Origin of the sequence: Mesorhizobium sp. (genome assembly GCF_004962245.1) — a bacterium.
Taxonomy (GTDB): Bacteria; Pseudomonadota; Alphaproteobacteria; order Rhizobiales; family Rhizobiaceae; genus Mesorhizobium.
The window spans coordinates 1-22,327 of the sequence record NZ_SUHQ01000018.1; the positions used below are offsets into that span (position 1 = coordinate 1).

Annotated in this window: 27 protein-coding genes; 17 read left to right on the top strand and 10 right to left on the bottom strand. The window is 62.4% G+C overall.

Annotated features, from left to right (window positions below; all coding sequences use genetic code 11):
- The first annotated feature begins 193 nt into the window (after positions 1-193).
- The 5 genes from uvrB to E5X88_RS19485 all read left to right on the top strand — a co-directional run bounded on the left by uvrB (position 194) and on the right by E5X88_RS19485 (position 6,236).
- On the top strand, positions 194-2,995 hold the full coding sequence (gene uvrB / locus E5X88_RS19465; RefSeq protein ID WP_292164361.1) for an excinuclease ABC subunit UvrB: 2,802 nt from the start codon (positions 194-196) through the stop codon (positions 2,993-2,995).
- 363 nt (positions 2,996-3,358) lie between these two features.
- Positions 3,359-4,888 carry an ABC-F family ATP-binding cassette domain-containing protein gene (locus E5X88_RS19470; protein ID WP_292164125.1) on the top strand — a complete coding sequence of 510 codons (1,530 nt, stop codon included), beginning with the start codon at positions 3,359-3,361 and terminating at the stop codon, positions 4,886-4,888.
- Between the two features lie 161 nt (positions 4,889-5,049).
- Entirely contained in the window at positions 5,050-5,238 is a 189-nt protein-coding gene (locus E5X88_RS19475) for a hypothetical protein (RefSeq protein ID WP_292164128.1), read from the top strand.
- Between the two features lie 133 nt (positions 5,239-5,371).
- Complete coding sequence (locus tag E5X88_RS19480) at positions 5,372-5,800, top strand: glyoxalase/bleomycin resistance/extradiol dioxygenase family protein (protein ID WP_263782478.1); 429 nt, start codon at positions 5,372-5,374, stop codon at positions 5,798-5,800.
- An 82-nt stretch (positions 5,801-5,882) separates the two neighbouring features.
- Entirely contained in the window at positions 5,883-6,236 is a 354-nt protein-coding gene (locus tag E5X88_RS19485) for a DUF1428 family protein (protein ID WP_292164133.1), read from the top strand.
- A gap of 107 nt (positions 6,237-6,343) precedes the next feature.
- On the opposite strand, the gene E5X88_RS19490 is transcribed toward E5X88_RS19485, so the two are convergent.
- The 3 genes from E5X88_RS19490 to E5X88_RS19500 form a co-directional block, all read right to left on the bottom strand.
- Entirely contained in the window at positions 6,344-7,996 is a 1,653-nt protein-coding gene (locus tag E5X88_RS19490) for a sulfotransferase (protein WP_292164136.1), read from the bottom strand.
- Positions 7,997-8,157: 161 nt separating this feature from the next.
- On the bottom strand, positions 8,158-8,418 hold the full coding sequence (locus E5X88_RS19495) for a DUF1488 domain-containing protein (RefSeq protein WP_292164138.1): 261 nt from the start codon (positions 8,416-8,418) through the stop codon (positions 8,158-8,160).
- 120 nt (positions 8,419-8,538) lie between these two features.
- Positions 8,539-8,733 (bottom strand): hypothetical protein, encoded by a 195-nt coding sequence (locus E5X88_RS19500; RefSeq protein ID WP_292164140.1) that lies wholly within the window; start codon positions 8,731-8,733, stop codon positions 8,539-8,541.
- 376 nt (positions 8,734-9,109) lie between these two features.
- Here E5X88_RS19500 and E5X88_RS19505 point away from each other — a divergent pair, with 376 nt between their 5' ends.
- The 5 genes from E5X88_RS19505 (at position 9,110) to E5X88_RS19525 (ending at position 11,815) form a co-directional block, all read left to right on the top strand.
- Positions 9,110-9,376, top strand: coding sequence for a hypothetical protein (locus tag E5X88_RS19505; protein WP_095488859.1), 267 nt, complete (start codon positions 9,110-9,112; stop codon positions 9,374-9,376).
- The gene (locus tag E5X88_RS19510) at positions 9,373-9,621 is read left to right on the top strand and encodes a hypothetical protein (protein ID WP_292164145.1); all 249 of its coding nucleotides are present in this window, start codon (positions 9,373-9,375) and stop codon (positions 9,619-9,621) included. The genes E5X88_RS19505 and E5X88_RS19510 overlap by 4 nt, the downstream gene beginning before the upstream one ends.
- 47 nt (positions 9,622-9,668) lie before the next feature.
- Complete coding sequence (locus E5X88_RS19515) at positions 9,669-9,806, top strand: hypothetical protein (RefSeq protein WP_167522664.1); 138 nt, start codon at positions 9,669-9,671, stop codon at positions 9,804-9,806.
- Positions 9,807-9,880: 74 nt separating this feature from the next.
- A complete protein-coding gene (locus E5X88_RS19520) occupies positions 9,881-10,105 on the top strand; it encodes a hypothetical protein (protein ID WP_292164150.1) in 225 nt (74 codons plus the stop codon).
- A gap of 156 nt (positions 10,106-10,261) precedes the next feature.
- Positions 10,262-11,815, top strand: coding sequence for an EAL domain-containing protein (locus E5X88_RS19525; RefSeq protein ID WP_292164151.1), 1,554 nt, complete (start codon positions 10,262-10,264; stop codon positions 11,813-11,815).
- A gap of 63 nt (positions 11,816-11,878) precedes the next feature.
- On the opposite strand, the gene E5X88_RS19530 is transcribed toward E5X88_RS19525, so the two are convergent.
- Entirely contained in the window at positions 11,879-12,283 is a 405-nt protein-coding gene (locus E5X88_RS19530; protein ID WP_292164153.1) for a Kazal-type serine protease inhibitor, read from the bottom strand.
- 504 nt (positions 12,284-12,787) lie between these two features.
- Here E5X88_RS19530 and E5X88_RS19535 point away from each other — a divergent pair.
- The 3 genes from E5X88_RS19535 (at position 12,788) to E5X88_RS19545 (ending at position 14,108) form a co-directional block, all read left to right on the top strand.
- Positions 12,788-13,000, top strand: a complete 213-nt coding sequence (locus E5X88_RS19535; RefSeq protein WP_023799871.1) for a cold-shock protein — start codon at positions 12,788-12,790, stop codon at positions 12,998-13,000.
- A gap of 257 nt (positions 13,001-13,257) precedes the next feature.
- The gene (locus E5X88_RS19540) at positions 13,258-13,470 is read left to right on the top strand and encodes a cold-shock protein (protein ID WP_006202521.1); all 213 of its coding nucleotides are present in this window, start codon (positions 13,258-13,260) and stop codon (positions 13,468-13,470) included.
- Between the two features lie 218 nt (positions 13,471-13,688).
- Positions 13,689-14,108 carry a BA14K family protein gene (locus E5X88_RS19545; protein ID WP_292164156.1) on the top strand — a complete coding sequence of 140 codons (420 nt, stop codon included), beginning with the start codon at positions 13,689-13,691 and terminating at the stop codon, positions 14,106-14,108.
- Positions 14,109-14,302: 194 nt separating this feature from the next.
- On the opposite strand, the gene E5X88_RS19550 is transcribed toward E5X88_RS19545, so the two are convergent.
- From E5X88_RS19550 to E5X88_RS19560, 3 genes are all read right to left on the bottom strand, one after another.
- Entirely contained in the window at positions 14,303-14,944 is a 642-nt protein-coding gene (locus E5X88_RS19550) for an MBL fold metallo-hydrolase (RefSeq protein WP_292164159.1), read from the bottom strand.
- 209 nt (positions 14,945-15,153) lie between these two features.
- Positions 15,154-15,471 carry a hypothetical protein gene (locus tag E5X88_RS19555; protein WP_292164162.1) on the bottom strand — a complete coding sequence of 106 codons (318 nt, stop codon included), beginning with the start codon at positions 15,469-15,471 and terminating at the stop codon, positions 15,154-15,156.
- 145 nt (positions 15,472-15,616) lie between these two features.
- On the bottom strand, positions 15,617-16,510 hold the full coding sequence (locus E5X88_RS19560; protein WP_292164165.1) for a branched-chain amino acid aminotransferase: 894 nt from the start codon (positions 16,508-16,510) through the stop codon (positions 15,617-15,619).
- Between the two features lie 241 nt (positions 16,511-16,751).
- Here E5X88_RS19560 and E5X88_RS19565 point away from each other — a divergent pair, with 241 nt between their 5' ends.
- From E5X88_RS19565 to E5X88_RS19580, 4 genes are all read left to right on the top strand, one after another.
- On the top strand, positions 16,752-17,285 hold the full coding sequence (locus tag E5X88_RS19565; RefSeq protein ID WP_145714754.1) for a MarR family transcriptional regulator: 534 nt from the start codon (positions 16,752-16,754) through the stop codon (positions 17,283-17,285).
- Entirely contained in the window at positions 17,272-17,991 is a 720-nt protein-coding gene (locus E5X88_RS19570; RefSeq protein ID WP_292164168.1) for a response regulator transcription factor, read from the top strand. Before E5X88_RS19565 ends, E5X88_RS19570 begins: the two co-directional genes overlap by 14 nt.
- A 52-nt stretch (positions 17,992-18,043) precedes the next feature.
- Positions 18,044-19,456 carry an ATP-binding protein gene (locus tag E5X88_RS19575; RefSeq protein WP_292164171.1) on the top strand — a complete coding sequence of 471 codons (1,413 nt, stop codon included), beginning with the start codon at positions 18,044-18,046 and terminating at the stop codon, positions 19,454-19,456.
- A gap of 262 nt (positions 19,457-19,718) precedes the next feature.
- A complete protein-coding gene (locus tag E5X88_RS19580) occupies positions 19,719-20,741 on the top strand; it encodes a glycosyltransferase family 1 protein (RefSeq protein ID WP_292164173.1) in 1,023 nt (340 codons plus the stop codon).
- An 8-nt stretch (positions 20,742-20,749) separates the two neighbouring features.
- Here E5X88_RS19580 and E5X88_RS19585 read toward each other — a convergent pair whose 3' ends face one another.
- From E5X88_RS19585 to E5X88_RS19595, 3 genes are all read right to left on the bottom strand, one after another.
- The gene (locus E5X88_RS19585) at positions 20,750-21,109 is read right to left on the bottom strand and encodes a tRNA-binding protein (RefSeq protein WP_292164176.1); all 360 of its coding nucleotides are present in this window, start codon (positions 21,107-21,109) and stop codon (positions 20,750-20,752) included.
- Positions 21,110-21,127: 18 nt separating this feature from the next.
- Entirely contained in the window at positions 21,128-21,628 is a 501-nt protein-coding gene (locus E5X88_RS19590) for a YbjN domain-containing protein (protein ID WP_126034371.1), read from the bottom strand.
- Positions 21,629-21,943: 315 nt separating this feature from the next.
- Positions 21,944-22,246, bottom strand: coding sequence for an accessory factor UbiK family protein (locus E5X88_RS19595; protein ID WP_292164363.1), 303 nt, complete (start codon positions 22,244-22,246; stop codon positions 21,944-21,946).
- Positions 22,247-22,327: the final 81 nt, after the last annotated feature.

Sequence of the window (22,327 nt, forward strand, 5' to 3'; positions counted from 1 at the left end):
CGAAGGGGAGATGTCGCCGAAGGCGACAGAGGGGGTCGTCTCAGAAGGCACCGCCAGAGCGCCGAGCCCGGCCGCGCCGACCCCACCCGGCGGCTCCGCCGCCACCCTCCCCTCGAGGGGGAGGGAAGGCGCCAAGTCGAAAAAGATCCCCGAACGCTCTTCCTCCCCCGGCCGCACGGCACGCGGCACCTCGATGGGCGGCGCGGCGTCGGCCAGGGAGCGCACCGCGGCCGGCCTCAACCCGGTCGCCGGCCTCGATATTTCGCTGGAAGAGGCCGAGACCATGGCCTCCGGCGGCGTCACCGCCACCGTGGCGGCGCTGTCTGCGCTGATCGAGTCCGGCAATCCCTTGCATAAGGACGGCGTGCTGTGGACGCCGCACCGCCCGGCCCGGCCGGAAAAGTCCGAAGGCGGCATCGCCATCAAGATGGTGTCGGATTTCGAGCCGGCCGGCGACCAGCCGACGGCGATCAAGGACCTTGTTGAGGGCGTCAGCGACAACGACCGCACCCAGGTGCTGCTTGGCGTCACCGGCTCGGGAAAGACCTTCACCATGGCCAAGGTGATCGAGGAGACGCAGCGCCCCGCTTTGATCCTCGCTCCTAACAAGACGCTGGCCGCGCAGCTCTATTCCGAGTTCAAGAAATTCTTCCCGGAAAACGCCGTCGAGTATTTCGTCTCCTACTACGACTACTACCAGCCGGAAGCCTATGTGCCCCGGACGGATACCTTCATCGAGAAGGAATCCTCGATCAACGAGCAGATCGACCGCATGCGCCACTCGGCGACGCGCTCGCTGCTGGAACGCGACGACGTCATCATCGTCGCCTCGGTGTCCTGCATCTACGGTATCGGCTCGGTCGAGACCTACACGGCGATGACCTTCCAGATGCAGATCGGCGACCAGCTCGACCAGCGCGCGCTGCTCGCCGACCTCGTCGCCCAGCAGTACAAGCGGCAGGACATCAACTTCGTACGCGGCTCGTTCCGCGTGCGCGGCGACACGATCGAGATTTTTCCGGCCCACCTTGAGGACCGCGCCTGGCGCATTTCGCTGTTCGGCGACGAGATCGAGGCGATCACCGAGTTCGACCCGCTGACCGGGCAGAAGACCGGCGAGCTGAAAAGCGTCAAGATCTACGCCAATTCGCACTATGTGACGCCACGCCCGACCTTGAACCAGGCCATCAAGTCGATCAAGGAAGAGCTCAAGCATCGTCTGCAGGAGCTTGAGCGGGCCGGCCGGTTGCTGGAGGCGCAGCGGCTGGAGCAGCGCACCCGCTTCGATCTGGAGATGCTGGAAGCGACCGGCTCCTGCGCCGGCATCGAGAACTATTCGCGCTATCTCACCGGCCGCCAGCCGGGCGATCCGCCGCCGACGCTGTTCGAATACATCCCCGACAACGCACTGGTCTTCATCGACGAAAGCCATGTCACCGTGCCACAGATCGGCGGCATGTATCGCGGTGACTTTCGCCGCAAGGCGACGCTGGCGGAATACGGCTTCCGTCTGCCGTCCTGCATGGACAACCGGCCGCTGCGCTTCGAGGAATGGGACGCCATGCGTCCGCTTTCCGTCGCGGTTTCGGCGACGCCCGGCGGTTGGGAGATGGAGCAGTCGGGCGGCGTCTTCGCCGAGCAGGTCATCCGCCCGACCGGCCTGATCGATCCGCCGGTCGAGGTGCGTCCGGCCAAGACGCAGGTCGACGATGTCGTCGGCGAAATCCGCGAAACCACCAAGGCGGGCTACCGCACGCTGGTCACCGTGCTGACCAAGCGCATGGCCGAGGATTTGACCGAGTATCTGCACGAGCAGGGCATCCGCGTCCGCTATATGCACTCCGACATCGACACGCTGGAGCGCATCGAGATCCTGCGCGACCTGCGCCTCGGCGCCTTCGACGTGCTGGTCGGCATCAATCTGCTGCGCGAGGGCCTCGACATTCCCGAATGCGGCTTCGTTGCCATCCTCGATGCCGACAAGGAGGGCTTCCTGCGCTCCGAAACCTCGCTGATCCAGACCATCGGCCGCGCTGCCAGAAACGTCGACGGCAAGGTCATCCTCTACGCCGACCAGGTCACCGGCTCGATGGAACGGGCGATGGCCGAGACCAACCGCCGCCGCGAAAAGCAGATGGAGTGGAACGCGGCCAACGGCATCACCCCGGAATCGGTCAAGTCGCGCATCTCCGACATCCTGGACTCGGTCTACGAGAAGGACCACGTCCGCGCCGACATCTCGCAGTTCACCGATAGCGCCGGCGCGATGATGGGCAACAATCTGAAAGCTCATCTCGACGCGATGGACAAGCAGATGCGCGACGCCGCCGCCAATCTCGACTTCGAGAAGGCCGCCCGCATCCGCGACGAAATCAAGCGGCTTCGCGAGATGGAACTGTCCATCTCCGACGACCCGCTGGCCAAGTACGCCGACATGGAAAGCCCGGTTTCGGGCCGCGAAAAGGGCAAGCACAACAAGGGCCGCGCCATCCACCGCACGGTCGACGATGACGGCAAGAACCTGTTCCGCAAGCCCCATCTCGACGAGATGGGTGCTGACGGCGCCGTGCCGATCAAGAAGCCGCTATTCGCCAAACCTTCGCTCGACGCCATGGGTCCGGGCACCGATATGCCGACGCCCGCTGGTGCGGTGTCGCGCTCGCTGTTCAAGAAACAGTCGGCCGAGGAGGCGCACGGCTCCGACTTCGGCATTCCCGGCGAGCCGACCAAACCGCTGTTCAAGAAGAACTCGCTCGACGAGATGACGGTGCGCCGGACCGAAAAGCCTGTTGAGGGAAAAGTGCCGGTCAAGCCACAGCCAATCTCCCCCCAAGTGGGGGAGATGTCCGGCAGGACAGAGGGGGGCGCGAAGGGACGCGACGATTCCGCCAAACCCATCGTCCGCCAGCGTGCCGGCATCGGCTCTTACGAAGACCCCGCCAACACCCGCCGTGAGAAGCGCAGGCCAGGCAAGACCGGCCGTCCGGGGCGGTAGCGATCCTTCGCGCCCCCTCTGTCCTGCCGGACATCTCCCCCACAAGGGGGGAGATTGGCAGCTCCGCGCTCCGCTCACTCCCGCACCACCCCCTTGCCATCGGCCCCACCCTTGGTGTAGCCAGTTTCCACACTCAACGTCTCGAAGAGGGCTGCGTGTCTTTCGACCACCACCGTCAGCGCGGCCCTGTCCCTGCCCTGCGAGCTAGCTTGCAGGGCTGACCAGAGACGGTCCGGGTTTTCCCGCTTCGATTTTCTTGGTCTGCCCTTCGTGGTGCTGCAACGCCGAGCCTGATGGCCAGCCTGCGCACCGTCAAAGTGCGTCGCACCGGAGTTTTCCTCCGGGCAGACCAGAGAAACTCAAATGGCACTGATCAGCCTCAAATCCCTCGGCGTCACCATGAGTGCGCCGCTCTTTTCCAACCTCGATCTCACCATCGGTGCCGGCGACCGGCTCGGCATCGTCGCCGCCAACGGCCGCGGCAAGTCCACCTTGCTGAAGTGCCTCACCGGCGAGATGGAACCGACATCCGGCGACATCACAAGATCGCGCGGCCTGCGCGTCGGCCATGTCGAGCAGGCTGTTTCCGCGGCATTGGCCGAGCACAGCTTTCAGCGCGTGGTGGCCGACGCCTTGCCGGCCGAGCAAGCCGAAAACGAGCAATGGCGCGTCGACGTGGTGCTCGACTCTCTCGATGTGCCACAGCCGATGCGCGAGCGGTCGATGCGGGCACTGAGCGGCGGCTGGCAAAGGCTGGCGCTGATCGCCCGCGTCTGGATCACCGATCCGGACGTGTTGCTGCTCGATGAGCCGACCAACCATCTCGACCTCGCCAAAATCAGCCAGCTCGAAACCTGGCTGAACGCGCTGCCGCGCGAGGTGCCGGTGGTGATTGCCAGCCACGACCGTGCGTTCCTCGATGCGACGACCAACCGGACGCTGTTCCTGCGCCCCGAACAATCGCCGGTGTTTTCGCTGCCCTATTCGCGGGCGCGCGATGCGTTGAGCGAAGTCGACGCATCGACCGAGTGCAAATTCCAACGGGACATGAAGGTGGCGCAGCAATTGCGCCGACAGGCGGCCAAGCTCAACAACATCGGCATCAATTCGGGCAGCGACCTGCTGACGGTCAAGACCAAGCAACTCAACCAGCGCGCCCAGCGCCTCGAGGCGGTCGCAGCGCCGGCGCACCGCGAAAAATCGGCGGGCGCGATCAAGCTCGCCAATCGCGGCACCCATGCCAAGGTGCTGATCACACTCGACGACGTGGCGGTCGAAACGCCTGACGGAACGCTGCTGTCCAGGACCGGCAAGCGCCACATCTGCCAAGGCGACCGCATCGTCCTGCTTGGCCGCAACGGCGTCGGCAAGTCGCGGCTCATCAACTTGATCAGGAATGCCATCGTCGAACCGGATATGGCGGCGCAAGGCGTGAAGGTGACGCCGTCGACGGTGCTCGGCTACAGCGATCAGGCGCTGTCGGGCATCAGCGGCGACGACACGCCGCTGGCGATGCTCTCGCGCAGATTCGATGTCGGCGAGCAGCGCGCCCGTTCCCTGCTGGCCGGTGCCGGCGTCAGCATCGACATGCAGGAGCGCAGGATCGGCGTGCTGTCGGGCGGGCAGAAGGCGCGGCTGATGATGCTGGCGCTCAGGCTCGCCAATCCCAATTTCTACCTGCTCGACGAGCCGACCAACCATCTCGACATTGACGGCCAGGAAGCACTGGAAACGGAACTGCTCGCCCATGAGGCAAGCTGCGTGCTCGCCTCGCACGACCGCTCCTTCATCAGGGCGATCGGCAACCGCTTCTGGCTGATCGAAAAGCGGCGGCTGACCGAGATCGACAGCCCGGAGGATTTCTTCCGCTCGGTGGCCGAAACAGAAGGTTGAAGGGGACGCGGCTGCGGTGACGAAAAGCTGGGCGGCGGCAATGTCGGCCCGGCGTTTCCCTGGCGGCAAAAAAATTCGCGCGGTCTGTCGGATCATGACTGCACGCCACGTCCTTGGGACGCCGACACGATGATGCCGGCTTCAACCAGGGAGAGTGCATCATGTCCATTCTGTCATCCATAGGCCGCATCGCGACCCGTTACTCGGCGAGCCGCGCCCGTTACCGCAGCGAGCGCGCGCTGCTTTCACTGCCGATCGAATTGCGCAAGGACATCGGCTGGCCCGAAATCCTCGACGCGCAAAACGAACGTCGCCTTGCCATGGCAACCTCGTTGACCAAGGTAATATGAAGGCGACCTCTGGCCCGTGGCCGGAGCATTTGATCTTGGCGTTCGAAAAAAAATTCGGCGGCCATGTAGGACTGCCGCCGCCTCGTTCGTCCTTTGGTTGGCAACGCCAACCAAACGCAAAGAGGAGCAAGACATGAACGATCAGCCCCAAACCCAGCCCGCAGCGAAAGTCCTCGGCGGATTGACGCCCTATCTTCAGTTGGATGGCGCCTTCAAGGCCGCTGAATTCTATCAAAAGGCCTTCGGCGCCGAGCAGGTCTTCTTCTACCCGCCGGATGAGCAGGGCCGCACCATGCACATCCACCTGCATATCAACGGTTCGACGCTGATGATCTCCGACTTCTACCCCGAGCACGGCATGTCTCCGGTGAAGCCGCAGGGCTATACCATGCAGCTCCATCTCGGCAGCGACGACATCGATGCCTGGTGGCAGCGCGCTGTCGACGCCGGCTGCGAGGTCGTCATGCCGCTGCAGGTGATGTTCTGGGGCGACCAGTGGGGCAACATGCGCGACCCGTTCGGTGTCGAGTGGGCGATGAACGCGCCGGTGAAGAAAGCCTGACTTTTCGCGAATGGCGAGGCGCCCTCATCGGCCGATGCCGGTGGGGCATCCCTTCGAATGATCCCCAAGGAGGAGACCCAAAATGTCCTATGTCGACGGTTTCGTACTCGCCGTGCCCAAGGCAAATCTCGATGCTTACAAGAAAATGGCGCAGACGGGCGGCGCTGTCTGGAAGGAACATGGCGCCCTCGCCTATGTCGAATGCATCGGCGACGACGTGCCCTATGGCGAGGTCACCTCGTTCCCGCGCGCCGTGCAGGCCAAGGACGACGAGGTCGTCATCTTCTCCTGGGTCGTCTACGAATCGCGGCAGAGCCGCGACGCGGTGATGGCCAAAGTGATGGCCGACCCGCGCATGCACCCGGACTGGGCAACGATGCCGTTCGACGCCAAGCGCATGATCTACGGCGGCTTCCAGCCGTTCATGGAGATTTAGCTAATGCCTGTCGCCCAAAAGCATGTCCTCGGTCTTGACCCGAGGGTGCGCAGCGGTTTTGGGATAACGACATACATAAAAACGAGACCTTGAAGCGCTGGCGCGCTTCAAGGCGTCCCGGCATCTCGATCAAGTTTGTCGAGCAGCGGCTTCAACCGGTCGCCATAGCGTTTCCACAGATCGACCGAGCCCTGATACATCGGCTGGCGCACCTGCGCCGCCGAGGCCGTGCGCACCGGCCGGTCGGTCTCATGGAACGACAGCACCGCATCGTCCCATGGCAGGCCGAGATGGGCGATCAGCGCCCGCGTTTGCCCTTCCTGATCGGCGACGAAATCCTCGTAGCGCACATCGTGCACGACACCAGGCAAAACGGTACGCCAATGCGCCATGATATCGGCATAGAGATTGTGGAAATCGGCGAGCTCACCGAGATCGTAGCCATAGCGGTGGCTGTCGCCGCGGAAATGCACCTTGTAGATCGACAGGCACGTCGCCGCCGCATCGCGCGCGCAATGGATGATCCTGGCCTTGGGCAGCATCAGGTGGATGAAGCCGACCAAAAGGAAATTGCCGGGCATCTTGTCGGTGACATGCCGGAAGCCCGGATAGCGGGCGTGCAGCAGGTCCAGATAGGCCTGGCCGGCCTCGGCATAGGCCTTGTCGGGCATGTCGGCGATCCCCCAGGGAAAGCCGCCCTTCATGCCCGGCGGAAACTGCTTGCCGACCACCGTCTTCAAGATATTGAGCTCGCCCGCGCCATAGACCTGCGGATGGCTGGCGATGATCTGTTCGATCAGCGTTGTGCCCGAACGCGGCATGCCGACGACGAAGATCGGCGCGTCATCGGCGATTGAACTTGGCTTGTGTCTTTCAAAAAAGCCGGCATCGAACACCGCCTTCATCGCCTCGAATTCGGCGCGCGTCCTGTCCGCGTCATAGTCGATGCCCGTGCGGCGGATCGCATTGCCTTCGGCGAAGTAATCGAAGGCACGGCCATAATCCTTCAAATCGTCATTGGCCTTGCCGAGGCCGAAGGAAAGCTGCATCCGCGCCAGGCTGCCTTCGGGTGCCTTGGCGTGCTGCGCCTCCATCCCGGCAAGCTCGGCATCGCGATCCTGCTGGCGCTTGACCTGAGTGAGCATCAGCCAGGCCCTGGCCATGCCGGGATCGACCGCCAGCGCCTGGCGGAAATGCTCCGCAGCCTCACCGAGCCTGCCCTTTTCCATCAGCCCGACGCCCAGGCCGTGCAGCAAATCGGCGTCCTTCGGCCGGATCGCCAATGCCTCGCGGAAGACGGCGAGCGCCTCGTCCAGCCGCCCCGCCTCCTGCAGCGTTTCGGCAAGCCCGATGCGGGCGCGGACATGGAACGGGTTGCGACCGATGGTGCCGCGATAGATCTCCTCCGCGCCCTCGAACTGTCCCAGTTGCTTCAGCGAGGAGCCGAGATTGTCGCGCGCCGCGAGCTGGTCCGGCCGGATTGCCACCGCGCCACGGAAGAAATCGACGGCTACGCTGACACGGCCGAGGTCGCGCATCACCGTGCCGAGGTTGTTGAGGAAATCCGGATTCTTGGGTTGCAGGCGCACCGACTGTTCGAGGAGATCGAGCCCTTCGGCACTGCGTCCGGTCTGGTGCAGCAGAAGCCCGAGGAAATGAGCCGCCGCCGCGTGATTGGCCTTTTGCGCCAGCACCTGCCGGTAGAGCATCTCGGCCTCTTGCCGGCGCCCGGCCTGATGCAGCTGCAGCGCCTGCTGCACGCGCTGGTCGAGCCCTAGCGGCGGCTGTCCGCCTGAGCCGAATTTGGCGCCCGCGCCTGCCGGTCTTTTCTGATCTCTGTTGATGGGAAACCTGCCGTGTTTTGTCCGCCTGCCGCGATCTAGGCCATCGGCGCGTCAGGTTCAAGGGTTCGCAGGCCAGCTTACCGGAAATCGGCCTGGGTCAGCACATACATGTTCTTGCGACCGTGCGAATAGGCTTCGCGCGCAACATCCTGGATCGACGAACGCTCCGCATCGAACGCGCTGAGATACTCGGCTTCGCTCGTGGCCGGACCTGCCGCCGAAAGCGCTGCGATCTCCACGAAGAAGGGCACTTCGAACATGCCGTCATGACCGACGAAACGAATGCGCCTGGCCGCGGCGTCATAGGAGCGGCTGCCGTTGGGAAAGTTGAGCGTCATGATCGAGCTCCTCAGCGCGTGACCCTGAACCGGAAGTTCGGAAAGGATCATACGCAAAATCAAAGTGCTACAGCGTGCTCTGCGCGTCCAAAAAGACGCGGCGCTGCAACCCCGGCCATGTCAGATCAGGCGGTTGGTCTCCGCAACCTGTCTGGCCCGCCGCACCGTGCCGTCGGTGTCGGCGATCCTTCGCCTTGCCGCCTCGTCACTTCGTATGGTCAGGCGCGCCGACATGACTTTCGTAGTCCCTACGGCTTGCTTGATGATCGGCTTGATTGTCACGGTCGAGCCGCCCGGTGTTCTCACGGAAACCATGGGTTTCTCCTTTCAGATATAAATAAAAATCAATGCCGGGATGAATTTTTCCGGCAGAATCTCAAACAATTATTGTGAGGTGTCTAAATCATATCATCATTTTTCAAATATCCCTAGAAAAGTAATTTTCCCGCAGGATCGGCACTTGGCAGGAATCTTCTTGAATAAACCGCAATTTCGGATTAATGAATTGAGATCGTTTTTTGGGCCAAGCTTGGCATCTCGCGGCGTCAGAGGTTCTCGACCCGCCAAACTCATTCCAGATCGCCGATACCCAAATTGCCGATACAGGGACGCACGACGCTTAAGTCCCGGTGCCGCAAAGCGGGCACTACTTTATCGGATTCACGCCGGAACGAGACTTCGAGGCACGAGAATGTCTGGCCGAACTACCCATTCCATCGCGCATTTCGAGGCACCCTTCATGCTCGGCGGGCTGGAGGGAAAGTTGCCGGCCGGCGACTACGACATCGACCACGATGAGGAGCTTATCGATGGCATGTCGTGGCTTGCCTGGCGCCGTGTCGCCACTTTCATCCATCTGCCGGCAAGGACGGTGAAAAGCCAGACCAGCCAATTGGTCGCCATCGACCTCGCCGAACTCGAAACCGCGCTGAGGCGCGACCAGGAGAATGCCGCATGATCCGCTTCCAGCAGAACGCGCGCCCGCGCACCGACACACCCGCCCATCTTTTCGCGATCGGCCAGACCGTTCGCATGAAGAGCCGCACCGGCCTCGTCCAGAAGACCGCGGAGCTGTTCCAGATCAAGAGCAAGCTGCCGGTCAAGGACGGCTCGCCGCAATACCGCATCCGCAGCGACGAAGAGACCTATGAGCGGGTCACCACGGAAGACAATCTCGAAGTGGCCGACAATCCGAGCGCCTAGGTCCACATCAACCGCTATCAACGTTCACCAATCACGAGGACCAGGAAATGGCCAAGGGTCAACAACGCAGCAACCGCGAGACACGCAAGCCCAAGAAGGACAAGGCGGTGGCAAAGCCGGCTTCGCCTTTCGGCTCGGCCGTCAAGCAGGCGGAAGCCGGTTTGAAGCCGAAGTCCAAGGGCTAGCGCCCCGAGCCCCACCATGTCTGCGCACCGGAGGGTGCGCCGCGGGACTGCGGCACCGCAACACGGAGGCGTACTTGAACTTCGTCGTCGAGTTCTATCGTTCGCGCGACGCCGACGAAGCGATGCTCGACAGGGTGTCGCTCGAAGCGCCGAACCTGCGCGCTGCCCTGCAGGGCGCCGCCGCGCTGTTCCGCTCGCGGGCGATGCCGCAGATCCCGGACCGCCTGCGCATTTCAGACGAGGACGGCAGCGAGCTTTATGCCGGGCCGGCCGACGGGGCGTATCCGGCGGACGGATGAGCACCGCATTATTCATCCGGCCACCGCGCGGATCGGATTAAAGATCACGTAACGTCGAAGCCATATAACGTCCGCTGGAACCGGGGCCGATCACGGTTGGCTGCCCGGCAGGCCGCGCGCGAAATCGTCGCTCGCGACCGAAGGCAGGAGGCGCACATGGACAGGTCGCGCATCATCGTGACTGCGGTGGTGCTGGCCTTGCTCGGCGTGATCGTGCCCATCGCGGCGATGTTCCACTTTTCATGGGTGCTGGCGGTTCAGGAAGAACATCGACGGCTGGATCTGTTCGCCGACCGCGCGATCGCCAGGGCCGGCATATCGCTCAAGGATGCAACCGACGCGCTGCGTGAGATCGACCGGTTCACTGGCGACCGCTGTTCAGTGGATCACATCGCCCGCATGCGGCAGCTCACCATCAACACCCGCTCCATCGAAGAGATAGGCTATTTCGAAAACGGCCTGCTCAAATGCACATCCTGGGGGCCGAACGAAGGACGTGTTGCGCAAGCCGCGCCGGACTTCACCACCGCAGACGGCGTTGCCGTCACTGCCCGGATACAACCCCTGGCCAACCAGGACCATCCGCTGATGGCCCTGCAGTACAACCACCATAATGTCCTTGTCGATCCCCTGCGCTTTGTCGACATTGTCGTCGATCCCGACATTCAGCTTGCCCTGGCGACGAACACGGGCGTCCTGCTCAGCGCGTTGAACGGACCTGATCCCGCCCGCATCGGCAAGATCGTTGCCGACCCGGGCAAAGGCTTGGATGACGGCCATCTGTTTGCCACGGCGCGCGGGACGGACTGGATCGCCGTCGCCACCGAGCCGGAAAGCCAGATCGCGGACACGGTGCGCAGCCGGCAATTGCTGTTGCTTCCCCTCGGCGCCTTCATCGCCGCCTTCATCATCGGGATGGTGATCTGGTTGTCGCGGCGGCGGCTGTCGCCGCTGGGAGAATTGCAGATTGCCGTGCGCAAGCACGAGTTCATCGTCCACTACCAGCCGATCGTCGAACTCGGGACCGGCAATTGCGTGGGAGCCGAAGCGCTGGTGCGCTGGAGACGGCCGGACGGCTCCCTGGTCAGGCCCGATCTTTTCATCCCGCTGGCCGAAGAGAGCGGCCTGATCGCGGCAATCACCGATCAGGTCATCGCCCTTGTCGTGTTCGACCTGAACAAGCTTCTCGTCGCCAATCGTTCCCTCCACATCGCGATCAACCTCAGCCCGTCCGACGTCAGAACCGCAAGGGTCCTTCCGGCCATCGAAAAGGCCCTGCAGCACACCGGAATCCAGCCCCGGCAGATCTGGCTGGAGGCGACGGAGCGCGGTTTCGTGGACGTCGATTCAGCACGCTCGACCCTCCTTCGCGCCCGCGAGCTTGGCCATGCGGTCGCAATCGACGACTTCGGCACAGGTTATTCCAGCCTGTCTCATCTCGAAGGCCTGCCGCTCGATGCGCTGAAGATCGACAAATCGTTCATCGACACGATCGCTACGAATTCCGCCACCAGTTCCGTCACGCCGCATATCATCGACATGGCCAAGACGCTGAAGCTGAAGATCATTGCCGAGGGCGTGGAGACGCAGGCACAGGCCGACTATCTGGTGGAGCGCGACGTCGAATACGGTCAGGGTTGGCTGTTTGCCAAACCCATGCCCGCGGCCGAGTTCATCGCCTATTGCCGCAAGGCGAGGCTGCCGGCATAGAGACCAGTTGCCCTCGTCTGCCCGCGGTTCCTCCCCGTCCGGAAACGGGGAGGAACCAGCCCCTCAGCAGGGACCGTTGTCGACGATGCGATAGTCGGCGGCGCGGGCCTCGCATGCGTTGGGGAAGGTGCGCAGCCGGCCCCGACGGCTTGCACAGACCGGGGCATACTCGCGCGTGCAGAACGTCTGCTCCTCGCCATAACCGCCGTCGTCGCGGCACTGGCCGCCTCGGATGATGCGATACCCGGCCCGCTCGGCAAGACAGGCATTGGCAAAGGTCTGGCGGTCGCCCCCGCGCCGGGCGCAGACCGGATCATACTGCCTGGTGCAGAATTGCGGCCCAGGCCTTGGCGGCGGGCGGTATCCCGGTCCTTCCTCCACCACCACCGCGGTACAGGCTGCAAGAATTGCCGACAGCAACAGGATGGCAAAACCCTGCCGCGAGAAGATTGCCGCAAGAAATTTCATGACTATACCTCCCTCGAGCCCCCGCTCCAATGCATGTCGCCCAAAAGTGCGCAGCGGTTTTGGGATAACGACGTGCACAAGAAAATGCAAAAAAGTCCCTCAAGCCGATCCTCGCCATTCCACCACCAAATGCAACCCCTGTTTGCAAGCCGCCCCAGCCCCGCTGGACCATGCGTGGCCGGGCGCTGGCAGATGACCGGGAGAAGACCCAGATCTATCGATATCGTGCGTCGGAGTACGCCTATCGGGCGTCCCGCGGGCGCTACCTTGCAACCACCACGTTTCCGTGCGATAAATTTTGTGTTCGGGCATTTGCGACCCGGAGAGCGGAACGTTTTGGACGACCTTTCCCCGATACATTGTGAATCTCTGACGGCCCCGTTTTTCGGCGAGGGGTTTTAACCATGCGCCAATGCATGACCGCCGAAGCAACCACCGGGACTTGCCCACGACGTCAGGCGGCGGGCAAACCACAAGACTGACACGGGTGAAGGAGTTTCCCCAATGGCCCAGACCGGCACCGTTAAATTCTTCAACGCTACCAAAGGCTTCGGCTTCATCACGCCAGATGACGGCGCCAAGGACGTGTTCGTCCACATCTCCGCGATCGAGGCTTCGGGCCTGCGCACGCTCGTCGATGGCCAGAAGGTCACCTTCGACGTCGAGCCCGACCGCATGGGCAAGGGACCGAAGGCGGTCAATCTCCGCGCGGACTGAGCCGTCGCTCGCGCACGTCCACTCGGACGTGCTCGGGAGCGTGCCCGAGGGCGCTCCAAATGCCTTGAACCGGCTTTCAGCGCCGGATCCGAGTTTTCGAAGGCGCGGCGGTTTTCGTCGCGCCTTTTTCGTGCCCTAGAGGGCGAGCCGATGCTCGCAAAACTTTCTCTTGCCGATGACGCTAAAATAAAGGACAAATTTCCACTCGGGCATTTGCCGGCCCGAGACTGGACTTGATGGGATCAAAGGAGCTTCCCATGCCGCAGACCGGCACCGTCAAATTCTTCAATCATGCCAAAGGCTTCGGCTTCATCACGCCGGATGATGGCGCGAAGGATGTCTTCGTTCACATTTCGGCCGTGCAGGCGTCGGGTCTTCCCGGTCTTGAGGATGGGCAGAAGGTAACATTCGACACCGAGCCGGACAAGCGCGGCAAGGGTCCGAAAGCCGTCAACCTGTCGATCGGCTGAGCCGAGCCCAAGACAGCGTTGGACGGCCCCGCTGGGTAGGTCCGCTCCTTGGTGAGCGTGCGGTATTTGTTGCTTACGCCATGCCTGATCGGTGAATGTCGACTGGTCTCAACCCGCCAATTTCGTTCAGCCCCCGTTCAGCCACGGTCGCCTATTAGTCTTCGGTAAAGCCGGATCGCATCCCCAAATTACGCGGGCCCGGAACGAAGGAGACCGACATGAACCGAATTTTCAAGACCGCCATCCTGTCAGCCGCGATTGTCGCGACCACGCTTGCGACCTTGCCGACGGCCAGCGCCAGTGAGTGGCGCCACCACCGGCACCACCATCGTGGCAATGGCGACGCGATCGCTGCAGGCGTCCTCGGACTCGCGGCCGGCGCCTTGATCGTTGGTGCGCTCAACAATCCGCAACCCAGCTACTACGATCCCGGCTATGACGATTACAATCGCTACCCGCGGCGGGCCCCGGTGCGCCGCTATTACGCGGAACCGCGGGTCGTCTACAATGACGGCTACGCAGAGCCTTGGACCCGTGGCTGGTATGAATACTGTTCGGACCGCTATCGCACGTTCAATGCCCGCACCGGCACGTTCACCGGCTATGACGGCGAGCAGCATTTCTGCACCGCCAACTAATGCATGTCGCTCAAAAGCATGCCCATGGGCCTGACCCGAGGGTGCATAGCGGTTTTGGGATAACGACATGCACCAAGAGAAGACTTTAAAGCGCGAAGCGCTTTAAAGCTCCCCTGCCCCAACCAAAAGCGCTGTCCGAAAGGCCAGCGCTTTTTTGCTTCGCGATCAATTTTGCCGCCGCAGCCGGGCCGGCGTCAGATGAGAAATGGATTGGTCCGGCGCTCCTCGCCGAAGCGACCGCCGGGACCATGGCCGCAGATGAAGCCGATGTCGTCGCCGAGCGGCAAAAGCTTGTCCTTGATCGAGGCGATCAGCGCGGCGTGGTCGCCACCCGGCAGGTCGGTGCGCCCAACCGAGCCGCGGAACAAAACGTCGCCGACATGGGCGAACTTCGCGGCACGATTGTAGTAGACGACATGGCCGGGCGCGTGGCCGGGGCAATGAAAGACCTCGAACGTATGCTGGCCGAACGAGACGGTCTCGCCTTCGCTGAGAAAACGGTCGGGCACGCAATTGCGCACGGGATCGGTGATGCCGTAGCGTTTTGCCTGGTTCTCGAGATTGGCGAGCAACGGGCGGTCGGCTTCATGCGGGCCGATGATCTCGATCCCGAGCGCCTCCTTCAGTTCCATTGCGCCGCCGGCATGGTCGATATGACCATGCGTGATCCAGATCGCGCCGGCGTCGATCGCATTGTCCTTCAGCACCGCCAGCACCTTGTCGATGTCGCCGCCCGGATCGACGACGACGCCATGTCTGTCGTCCATGTCGAAGAGGATGGTGCAGTTTTGCTGGAAGGGCGTGACCGGCACGATACCGGCATTGAGCTGACCCATGATCGTCCTTTCGCTGTGTCGCCCCTGATGTAGAGGCTCATGCCAGCAGCGTCCACCGTCGCCGATCACCCGAAGCCTGCCCTCAGGCCTGACCCGTGGGCGGAAGCCGGTTTTGGAAGATCCAATGCTCGAACAAAACCGGTCGAGGCAACGGCAAAACGAAATGGGCGGCCGAAGCCGCCCATGCGAAAAACCCAAAACCGCCAAGCTTACTTCTTCATCGCATTCATGACCGCGCCGATGATGGCCGTCAGAATGGCGCCACCACCGGCACCGCCGACGATGTTTTGCAGATTCAGCGCGCTGCCCAATCCGCTCGTTGCCGCAGCAGCCGCAGCCGGATCGACCGCGCCACCGCCGAGCAAGCTGCCGAGGATGGCCGCACCGCCAACACCGCCAACAGCACCGCCCAGGATTTTGGTGAGCTGACCCATTGCCGCTGTCTTGAGCGCCGCGCCCACTGCCTGACCACCGATGACACCCGTAATCACCTGAATAATGATCGGAAGAAGCGTGTTCATGTCCATATTACCAGTCCCTCCATAGCTGCCAGCCTCCCGGGCCGACACCAAGATGAGACGCGGAATTAGACGAAAGTCAAATGCAGAAGTGCTTAAATAAAAAGGGCGGCCCGAAAACCGCCCCTACTTGTTAAAAAAGCTGTGACTTTCGTTATTCTGCGGCGATCGCATGGTTGGGTTGAACGGCCGCAGAATAGTCGTTCATCAGTGTCTTGGCGATTTCACCCACCTCGAATCGGTATGGGCCGATCTCGGAAACCGGCGTCACCTCGGCCGCCGTCCCGGTGAGGAAGCACTGCTGGAAACCTTCGAGCTCTTCCGGCATGATGGCGCGCTCGATCACCTCGAAGCCGCGATCCTTGGCGAGACCGATGACCGTACGGCGGGTGATGCCGTCGAGGAAGCAATCGGGCGTCGGTGTGTGGATCTTGCCGTCCTTGACGAAGAAGATGTTGGCGCCCGTCGCTTCCGCAACCTGGCCGCGCCAGTCGAGCATCATGGCGTCGGCATAGCCCTTGGCTTCGGCGGCATGCTTGGACATGGTGCAGATCATGTAGAGGCCGGCAGCCTTCGATTTCGACGGCGCGGTGCGCGGATCGGGGCGGCGCCATTCGGCCAGATCGAGACGGATGCCCTTCAGCTTCTGTGCCGGATCGAAATAGCTCGGCCATTGCCAGATGGCGATGGCGCAGTTGATCCGGTTGTTTTGCGCCGAAACGCCCATCTGTTCGCTGCCGCGCCAGGCGATCGGCCGGACATAGGCATCCTGGAACCCCTGTTTTTTCAACAGCGTGCGGCAGGCGTCGTCGATCTCGGCGACCGAATAGGGAATCTTGAAGCCGAGCAGGCGAGCCGATTCATGCAGGCGTTCGCTGTGATCGGTCAGTTTGAAAATTTCGCCGCCATAGGCGCGCTCGCCTTCGAACACCGCGCTGGCGTAGTGCAGACCATGGGTCAGCACGTGGATCTTGGCGTTGGCCCATTCAACGAACTCGCCGTTCATCCAGATAAAGCCATCCATTTGGTCAAAGGGAACGGATGCCATGGTAACCTCCCGCGGGCGGCGGCCCGCATATTATTGTGTCGTTTCGTGTCAGCCGCACCGGGCGGCCCGTTTCTCAAAGCGTAGGCGGATATTAAAGGTATGGCAAACACAGGAAGTTCCGGAAAAACGGCTTTCCCTTGCCTTTTCGTTCGCAATCCGCCGAAAAGCTTGCCAAAAATTACCATCGGTGGGAAATTACGTCAATAGTGCTGACATAATTTCCCTTTCGCACGGAGAAAAGATGACGGATCGCAGCCACCCAGCCGGAAAACCGATCAGGACGGCGATCTCCGACGAGGATGGCATCGACTTTGCCATCATCGAATTGTTCTTCTTCGCCTATCGCGATTTTACCTCCGATCCGGACCAGATCCTGTCCGATTATGGCTTCGGCCGCGCCCATCACCGGGTTCTGCACTTCGTCAATCGCAGGCCGGGCCTGACGGTCGCCGAACTCCTCGACGTGCTGAAGATCACCAAGCAGAGCCTGGCGCGCGTGCTCAAGCAACTGATCGACACCGACCATGTCGTCCAGTTGCAGGGTCCGCGCGACCGCCGCCAGCGCGAACTTTATCCGACGGCCAAGGGTCGCGCCCTGGCCCTGGCGCTGGCACGGCCACAGTCGCGCCGCATCCATGCTGCATTGGAAGATTCCGGAGCAACCGAACGCGCCTTGATCGAACGTTTCCTGGAAGCGATGGTCAATCCGGAACTAAGGGCGCAGATCGACACTGTGCCCACAAAAATGTCAGGGAAAAGCCATGGAGACCATTGAAAGGGTTGATCGACCGGCAGCACCGGACGACGATGCGCCGCATCTGCTGGTGATCGATGACGATACCCGTATCCGCAATCTTCTCAAACAATATCTGACCGAAAACGGCTTTCGTGTCACCGTTGCCGGAAATTCCGGCGAAGCGCGACGCAAGCTCGCTGGCCTGGATTTCGATCTGCTCGTGCTCGATATCATGATGCCGGGCGAAACCGGCGTCGATCTCGCCAAGGCGCTGCGGGCAACCAAGAACGTGCCGATCCTGATGCTCACCGCGCTGTCCGAAACCGACAGCCGGATCACCGGGCTCGAGGCCGGCGCCGATGACTATCTGCCGAAACCTTTCGATCCCCGCGAATTGATCCTGCGCATCAACAACATCCTGCGCCGCGGCGGTCCGGCAACGACGCCCAAGGTCGAGCAACTGGTCTTCGGCCCCTACACGTTCCAGATCGCCAAGCGAGAGCTCAAGCGCGGCGGCGAGGCTCTGAAGCTGACCGACCGCGAGCAGGAGATCCTGGCGATCTTCGCGGCGCGGGCCGGCGAAACGATACCGCGCCATGAACTTGTCGGCGACGAGTCCGAGGTCGGCGAGCGCACCATCGACGTCCAGATCAACAGGCTGCGCCGCAAGATCGAACGCGATCCGTCCAATCCGGTCTGGCTGCAGACCGTGCGCGGTATTGGGTATCGGCTCAGCGTGGAATAGACTGCCGCCCGCAGCCCCTTGTTGAGTGGCTGCAGATGAGCAAAAAGGGCGAATGGCGACCACGCAACTGGAACAGCCGGGGGATAACGGCTTGATCGCTCGCGTGACGCGGGCGCTGAAGACCCTGCCGCGTGCCTGGAAACGGTTCTGGCGCCTCGTTTCGCTTTACATGCCGAAGCGGCTCTATGCCCGCTCGCTGATCATCGTCATCGCACCGATGATCCTGCTGCAATCGGTCCTCGCCTTTGTCTTCATGGAACGCCACTGGCAGACGGTGACGCAGCGCCTGTCGCAGGCCACGGTGCGCGACATCGCCGCGATCGTCGACCTGGTGGAAACCTACCCGAACGACGCCGACTACGCCAACGTCATCCGCATCGCGCAGGATCGCATGCAGCTGAAGATCGACTTGCTGCCGCCCGAGCCGCTGCCGCCGCCCGGGCCAAAGCCGTTCTTCTCGATCCTCGACGAGATCCTCTCGTCCGAGATCACCCATCAGATCAACCGTCCGTTCTGGATCGATACGGTCGGCAATTCCAACATCATCGAGGTCCGCGTCCAGCTCGATGGCAAGGTGCTGCGCGCCTTCGTGCGCCGCAGCCAGGCCTATGCATCGAACACGCATATTTTCCTGATCTGGATGGTCGGCACGTCGCTGGTGCTGCTGATGATCGCCATCCCATTCCTGCGCAACCAGATCCGGCCGATCCTGACGCTGGCCGAGGCCGCCGAGAGTTTCGGCAAGGGCCGGCCGATGCCGCGCGATTTCCGCCCGCGCGGCGCCGACGAGGTTCGCCGCGCCGGCTTTGCCTTCATCCAGATGCGCGAACGCATCGAACGCCAGCTCGAGCAGCGCACCGCCATGCTGACGGGCGTCAGTCACGATTTGAGAACCATCCTCACCCGCTTCAAGCTGCAGCTCGCGCTGACCGGGACCAAGGCCGACACCGAGGCGCTCGGCCAGGACATCGACGACATGCAGTCGATGCTGGAAGGCTATCTCGCCTTTGCCCGCGGCGAAGCGGCGGAAGACGCCGGCCGTTTCAATCTTGAAGCCTATTTCGAAAAGCTGGGCGAGGAGGCCACGCTGCGCAAGCGCAAACTGTCGACCACGCTCACCGGCGATCCGCACCTGCATGTGCGGCCCCATGCTTTCGCCCGGTTGCTTTCCAATGTCGTCGGCAACGCCTTCCGCTACGCCAAGACTGTTGAGATCAACGCCACCCATGGCCGCGGCTCGCTGCTCGTCACCATCGACGACGACGGTCCGGGCATTCCGCCCGAAAAGCGTGAGGACGTGTTCAAGCCTTTCGTGCGGCTTGACGAGGCCCGCAACCTCGACGCCAGCGGCACCGGCCTTGGCCTTTCCATCGCACGCGACATCGCCCGCAGCCATGGCGGTGACATCATGCTGGACAAGAGCCCGCTCGGCGGCTTGCGCGCCGTCATCAAGGTTCCGGCCTGATTAGAGCGACGTGCGTCCAGTTGGACGCACAAAGTACGCTCTAACACTTTGAACCTACGCATCGTGCTTTCCGAAAATCGAATTCGATTTTCGGGCCGATGCGCTAGTTTTTCTGGCGGTTGTGGACGGCCACCGGCCCGCGCCTTCATCGGCCCGTCATGAAACCATGCTGAAGAGCGCGCATGAAGCGCGCGATCCTGATCGATTCGGCCTTGCGGTCCCGCATCAAGGAAACCGTCGACCTTTCCTTGAAAGGGCCGCCATGCGCATCCTGATGGTCACCGACGCCTGGCGCCCGCAAGTCAATGGCGTCGTCCATACGCTGGAACGGCTTTCGGAAACCCTGAAATCCTTCGACGTCGAGACGGACTTTCTGACCCCGAACATCTTTCGCACCTTGCCTCTGCCGACCTATCCGGACATCCGGCTGGCGCTGACGACACCGCACCACGTCGCGCGCCTGATCGCGGCGCGCGACGCCGATCATATCCATATCGTCACCGAAGGCCCGCTCGGCATCATGGCGCGGCGCTATTGCCGCAAGGCGGGCCGGCCGTTCACGACGAGCTATCACACGCGCTTTCCGGAATATCTGAGCGCGCGGCTGCCTATACCGGAAGCCTGGGCCTATCGCTGGCTTCGCGATTTCCACAATTCCGGACAAGGTACGCTGGTCGCCACCCAGTCGCTGGCGGACGATCTGTCGGCGCGCGGCTTCACCAAGCTCAGGCCATGGACGCGCGGCGTCGACACCGACCATTTCCGGCCAGACAAGAGGAAGGATCTGGGGCTCAAGGAACCGATCTTCCTCTGCGTCGGCCGCGTCGCGATCGAAAAGAACCTGACCGCCTTCCTCGACCTCGACTTGCCCGGCAGCAAGGTGATCGTCGGCGAGGGGCCGGAGTTGGCCAAGCTCAAGGCCAGATACCCCGATGCGCATTTCCTTGGCCACCGCCCCAATGACGAACTGGCCGAAATCTACGCCTCGGCCGATGTCTTCGTCTTCCCCAGCCGCACCGACACGTTCGGCAATGTCATCATCGAGGCGCTGGCCAGTGGCACGCCGGTCGCGGCCTATCCGGTGACCGGACCGATCGACATTGTCGGCGACGGCGTTGGCGGGGCGGTGTCCAGCGATTTGCGTGAGGCCGCGCTTGCCGCGCTCAATGTCGACCGCGCCGAGGCGCGCGAACGGGCGATGCGCTATAGCTGGAAAGCCTGCGCGGAAATGTTCCTGGAGACGGTTGAAGAAGCGCTGGGAACGACACGAAAGCTGGCCGCCTGAGAAGGCCTTTAGAACAATCGGCCGCCGTCAGGGACCCTGCGTTCGATTGCGCCTAGAACGACGGCACCCTCCTCGTCGGGAAAGCCAAGCGTCAGCACTTCCGACATGAACGGTCCGATCTGCCGCGGGGGGAAATTGACCACCGCGAACACCTGCCGGCCGATCAGCGTCTCGGGCGCATAGTATTTGGTGATCTGCGCCGACGATTTCTTCACCCCGATAGCCGGACCGAAATCGATCTTCAGCTTGATCGCCGGCTTTCGCGCCTCGGGAAAAGGCTCGGCCTCGACGATCGTGCCGGCGCGGATATCGACGCGGTCGAAATCGGCGAAGCTGATCTCGGGCTTGCGCTGGCTGCTCGAACTCATTGAGGGTCAGGACCTGGCTCAGGCGTTGCCGTAAGTCTCGAACAGGACGCCGGCCAGCGCGTCCTTGGCCGAGGTTCCCGACCAGACGACGAACTGGAACGCCTGGAAATAGCATTCGCAGGCCTCCAGCGCCGACGACAGCAGCACCTCGACCTGCTGGCTCGACGGCTCGACTCCACCGGCGAGCAGCAGTGACTGGCGGAACATGATCGCACCTTCCTGCTCCCAGAGGTCGAAATGGCCGAACAGCATCTGCTCGTTGATCAGGGAAAGCAGCCGCATCACTTCGAGAGCGCGTCCCTCCGGCACCTTGATGTCGAAGGCGCAGGCCAGATGCAGCGCCTCGAAATCCTCCATCCAGGAAAATGAGACGTGGTAGTCGGTCCAGCTTCCGGCAACCGAAATCGAAATCTCATCGTCGCCGGCCCGTTCGAAGGACCAGTCGTTGTTGTGGGCCACTTGCTCGATAACATCCACCGGATGGATTTCGCGCGAGAATTCGAGTTCGAGAAGTTCCATGAAATGCTTCCTGTCGTTCAGGGGAGCGCCACACGCTCCGTGGGCACACACGACGAACATCCTATCTAGAAACTCGGACGGCCAGGACTTCTCAACGCAAAGACCCCTGACCGGACCCCACCGCCCGGCGCATGACCCTGCTCCGAATCATGCAACAAATTCAGTCTATTGATCGGGAGTCGCGTGACCAGCCCAATTTTTCGCGCTGCGTCATTCGCATGTGGAAAGCCGCTGTAACAATGATTCACGCAATGCCGGTAAGCGATTCACGACAAAGCGCTTTTTGCGATTGTGCTTTGTGGAAAAGTTTAAAGATTATTTTTTTGTTCTGGGCTTGGCCGCGGCCGCAGGTGCGGCCTGCCCGGCCAATTCGGCGAGCTTCGCCTCGAGTGCCTCGATACGCGCAGCGAGACGGGTATTTTCTTCCCTGGCCTTCACAGCCATGTCGCGGGCGGCCTCGAATTCTTCGCGCTGCACCAGGTCCATCGAGTTGAGAACGCGCTCGGCCTGCCCCTTGAAGGCGGTTTCCACTTCGCGGCGCACCCCTTGCGCGGCACCCGCGGCGTCGGTCATCAGCTTGGCGAATTCATCGAGAATGCGGTTCGGTCCGGTCGACATGGCAAATCCTCGCTTGGTCGATTTGACGTAGTGGCGCACGGCACGGAATGCAAGCACCCACGTCGCCTTGACCCCGCCAAA